The organism is Kitasatospora sp. MBT63, assembly GCF_000710465.2.
GTDB lineage: Bacteria > Actinomycetota > Actinomycetes > Streptomycetales > Streptomycetaceae > Kitasatospora.
Genome location: NZ_JAIZ01000519.1, coordinates 12,886 through 16,956 on the forward strand (window position 1 = coordinate 12,886; position 4,071 = coordinate 16,956).

Annotated in this window: 4 protein-coding genes; 3 read left to right on the plus strand and 1 reads right to left on the minus strand. The window is 74.0% G+C overall.

Annotation, left to right across the window (positions count from 1 at the left end; genetic code table 11):
- A partial coding sequence (gene cofC, locus AA75_RS28090) for a 2-phospho-L-lactate guanylyltransferase (RefSeq protein WP_233289223.1) occupies nt 1-706 on the minus strand: 706 nt, incomplete at its 3' end.
- 316 nt (nt 707-1,022) lie between these two features.
- On the opposite strand from cofC, the gene AA75_RS28095 reads away from it, so the two are divergent.
- Genes AA75_RS28095 through AA75_RS28105 form a run of 3 tightly spaced genes read left to right on the plus strand, consistent with a single transcriptional unit; the run spans nt 1,023 to nt 4,025 of the window.
- The gene (locus tag AA75_RS28095) at nt 1,023-1,844 is read left to right on the plus strand and encodes a 1-acyl-sn-glycerol-3-phosphate acyltransferase (protein WP_051813565.1); all 822 of its coding nucleotides are present in this window, start codon (nt 1,023-1,025) and stop codon (nt 1,842-1,844) included.
- Nucleotides 1,841-2,842, plus strand: coding sequence for an NAD(P)H-dependent glycerol-3-phosphate dehydrogenase (locus AA75_RS28100; protein ID WP_033823071.1), 1,002 nt, complete (start codon nt 1,841-1,843; stop codon nt 2,840-2,842). Before AA75_RS28095 ends, AA75_RS28100 begins: the two co-directional genes overlap by 4 nt.
- A 40-nt stretch (nt 2,843-2,882) precedes the next feature.
- Nucleotides 2,883-4,025, plus strand: coding sequence for a D-alanine--D-alanine ligase family protein (locus tag AA75_RS28105; protein ID WP_051813567.1), 1,143 nt, complete (start codon nt 2,883-2,885; stop codon nt 4,023-4,025).
- The last annotated feature ends 46 nt before the right edge of the window (nt 4,026-4,071 follow it).

The window sequence follows — 4,071 nt, forward strand, 5'->3', positions numbered from 1 at the left end:
CGGCCGCGGCCTCGGCGGTGTGGCGGCCGACGCCCAGGGCGAGTGCCTCGGCCAGGTCGCTGCCGGTGTCCACGTCCCGGCGTACGGACGGGACGCCGGGGAGCGGGAGTTCGCGGGCGCCGAGGGCGGCGTGGCGGTGGCGGGAGCCGGGGCCGAAGGCGGGCCGCAGCCGGTGGCCCGGGGGGCAGGCGAGCAGGGTGGTGCCGGTGCCGGGGGTGTCGGCGAGGAAGGCGCGGTGGCCGACGGGTGCGGCGGCGAGCACCAGGGCGAGTTCGGCCGGCCGCAGGGCGGGCAGGTCGGCGGAGAGGGTGGCGACGGGGGCGTGCGGCGCGAACAGGCGCGCACGCGCGACGCCGTGCGCCAGCGCCGGGTTGAGTCCGCCGAGCCGGCCGGCGGGCTCGTCGTCGACCACCAGCGCGCCCAGTGCGCGGACCGGTCCGGCCACCGCCGGGTCGCCGGTGACCACCAGGACCCGGGCGACGGACGGGCAGGCGAGCGCGGCGGTGACGGTGTCCAGGGCGAAGGCCAGCGCGAGTTCGGCCCGGCGCGCCCCCGCGTACGGTGCGAGCCTGCTCTTGGCCACCTCCAGGGGTTTGACCGGCAGTACCAGGGACCAGTGCGGTACGGCAGGGGCCCCCGCACCGGGCCCGGGCGGGGAGGGTGCGGGCGTGAGCGGCCCGGCGGGGCGTACGGTGTCCTCGGTCATCGGCGCCATTGTGGCGCCGCGTCCCGGGGCCTGGCCAGCGCCGCCGTCCTCGCCGACGTGCGGTTGCTCACGTGCCCGCGGCTGTCGGGCAGGTCCGCTCGACAGCCGGTCCGCCCGCGGGTGAGACTGGTCCGCGCCGAGAGGCGCAGGTCAGCCCCCACCCGTTCACGGCAGTGCCGCAGCGGCATCGCTCGGTGGCAGTGCCGCAGCGGCGGTGCGGGGTGCGGGACGGGGCCGGTGTCCCGGGCCGGTGCAGGCCTGGGGTGACATGGGACGTGCGGCACCTGGGTGCCGCACCGGATGAGGAGGAGCTGGGGTGGCCCGCCGCTCGTACGCCAGGTTCGGCAACGCCGACTACGGCATCTGGTACCGCTTCGCGGCCGTGCTGGTGAAGCCGGTGACCACCGCCCTGGTGAAGCCGCAATGGCGCGGATGGGAGCACCTCCCGAAGGAGGGCGGCTTCATCGCCGCGGTCAACCACAACTCGGTGATCGACCCGGTGGTCTACGCGCACTGGCAGTACAACAGCGGGCGGCCGCCGCGGATACTCGGCAAGTCCCAGCTGTTCTCGGTGCCGTTCATCGGCTTCATGCTGCGTAAGACCGGCCAGATCCCGGTGTTCCGCGAGTCCACCGACGCCGCCGAGGCGTTCCGGGCCGCGATCGACGCGATCGAGCGGGGCCAGTGCGTCCAGTTCTACCCGGAGGGCACCCTCACCCGGGACCCCGAGCTGTGGCCGATGACCGGCAAGAGCGGCGCCGCCCGGGTCGCGCTGATGACCGGCGCGCCGGTGATCCCGGTCGCGCACTGGGGCGCGCACGAGATCGTGCCGCCGTACGGCCGGGGCGGGAAGAGCAAGTTCAACCTCTTCCCCCGGCACCAGGTGACGGTCGCGGCGGGCCCGCCGGTGGACCTCAGCCGCTACCAGGGCAAGGAACTCACCGCCCAGGTGCTGCGCGAGGCCACCGAGGACATCATGACGGCCATCACCGAGGTGCTGGCCGGCATCCGCGGCGAGCAGCCGCCGGCCGTCCGGTACGACATGCGCCGGGCCGCCCGGGAGCGGGCCGCCGCGGCCGAGGGCAAGGGCGACCGGGCGGCGGCCAAGGAGACCGGTACCGAGGAGCAGGCCCAGTGACCCGTTGTGCGGTGTTCGGGAACGGGTCCTGGGGGACCGCCTTCGCGATGATCCTGGCCGACGCGGGCTGCGAGGTCTCGCTGTGGGGCCGCCGCAAGGAGCTGGCCGATGCGATCAACCAGACCCGGGTCAACCCGGACTACCTGCCGGGCGTGGTGCTGCCCGACTCGGTGCGGGCCACCGCGGACCCCGCCGAGGCGCTGGCCGGTGCGGACTTCGCGGTCCTGGTGGTGCCCTCGCAGACGCTGCGCGAGAACCTGGCCGCCTGGGCGCCGCTGCTCGGCCCCCGGACGGTCCTGGTCAGCCTGATGAAGGGCATCGAACTGGGCACCGCCAAGCGGATGACCGAGGTGCTGCAGGAGGTCGCCGGGGTCGGCCCGGAGCGGGTCGCGGTGGTCAGCGGCCCCAACCTGGCCCGGGAGATCGCCAACCGCCAGCCCGCCGCGACGGTGGTGGCCTGCTCCGACGAGTCGGTCGCCAAGCGGCTCCAGACGGCCTGTCACACGCCGTACTTCCGCCCGTACACCAACACCGACGTGATCGGCTGCGAGCTCGGCGGGGCGGTCAAGAACGTGATCGGCCTGGCCGTCGGCATGGCGGACGGCATGGGCCTGGGCGACAACACCAAGGCCACCCTGATCACCCGCGGCCTGGCCGAGACCACCCGGCTGGGGGTGGCGCTCGGCGCCGACCCGCTCACCTTCGCGGGCCTGGCCGGGATGGGCGACCTGGTGGCCACCTGCTCCTCGCCGCTGTCGCGCAACCACACCTTCGGCACCAACCTGGGCCGCGGGATGACGCTGGCCGAGGCGACCGCCGCCACCAGCCAGACCGCCGAGGGCGTCAAGTCCTGCGAGTCGGTGCTGGACCTGGCCCGGCGCAGCGGTGTCGACATGCCGATCGTCGAGGCGGTGGTCGACGTGGTGCACAACGGCCGGCCTACCCACGAGGTGCTGAAGGGCCTGATGGCGCGTTCGGCGAAGCCGGAGCGCCGGTGACGGGAACCCGGAACATCCGCACGGTAGTCTCAAAAGCGATATGAGCATCGAAAAGACCTCCCCGGACCTCGCGGCCAAGCCGCGCGTCGCGATCGTCTTCGGCGGCCGCAGCTCCGAGCACCCCATCTCGGTCGTCACGGCCGGCAGCGTGCTCCGGGCGATCGACCGGAGCAAGTACGAGGTGCTGCCGATCGGCATCACCCATGAGGGCCGCTGGGCGCTGGTCGGCGACGAGCCGGACCGGATGGCCATCAGCGACGGCAGGCTGCCCGACGTCGACCAGGTCGCCGAGTCCACCGACGGCCAGGTCGCGCTGCCGGGCAGCCCGGCCAGCCGCGAGGTGGTCTGGAGCGAGCCCGGTGCCGCGCCGAAGGTGCTCGGCGAGGTGGACGTGGTGCTGCCGCTGCTGCACGGTCCGTGGGGCGAGGACGGCACCATCCAGGGCCTGCTGGAGCTCTCCGGGGTGCCGTACGTCGGCTCCGGTGTGCTCGCCAGCGCGGCCGGCATGGACAAGGAGTACACCAAGCGGATCCTCGCCTCGCACGGCATCGGCGTGGGTGACTGGACCGTGGTGCGTCCGCGCGAGTGGGAGAGCGAGCCGGGCCGGGCCGCCGCCCGGGAGCGGATCGCCGCGCTCGGCCTGCCGCTGTTCGTGAAGCCGTGCCGGGCCGGTTCCAGCATGGGCATCACCAAGGTCAAGGACCTGGCCCAGCTGGACGCCGCGATCGAGGAGGCCCGCCGCCACGACCCGAAGATCATCGTGGAGGCCGGGGTGACCGGCCGCGAGATCGAGTGCGCGGTGCTGGAGTTCGAGGACGGCCCGCGGGCCAGCGTGCCGGCCGAGATCATGGTCGGCGGGGACTTCGAGTTCTACGACTTCGAGGCCAAGTACATCGACTCCTCCGAGGTCGAGATCCCGGCCCGGCTCGATGACGCGCAGACCGCCGAGATCCGCCGCCAGGCCGTGGCCGCGTTCGAGGCGCTCGGCTGCGAGGGGCTGGCCCGGGTGGACTTCTTCCTGCTGGAGGACGGCAGCTGGATGGTCAACGAGATCAACACCATGCCCGGCTTCACCCCGATCTCGGCCTACCCGAAGATGTGGGAGGCCAGCGGGGTGCCGTACCCGGAGCTGATCGACCGGCTGCTGCAGGCCGCGCTGCGGCGCTCCACCGGACTGCGCTAGCCCGTACGACGGCGGCCGGGCACCCTCCCCGCGGGGAGGGTGCCCG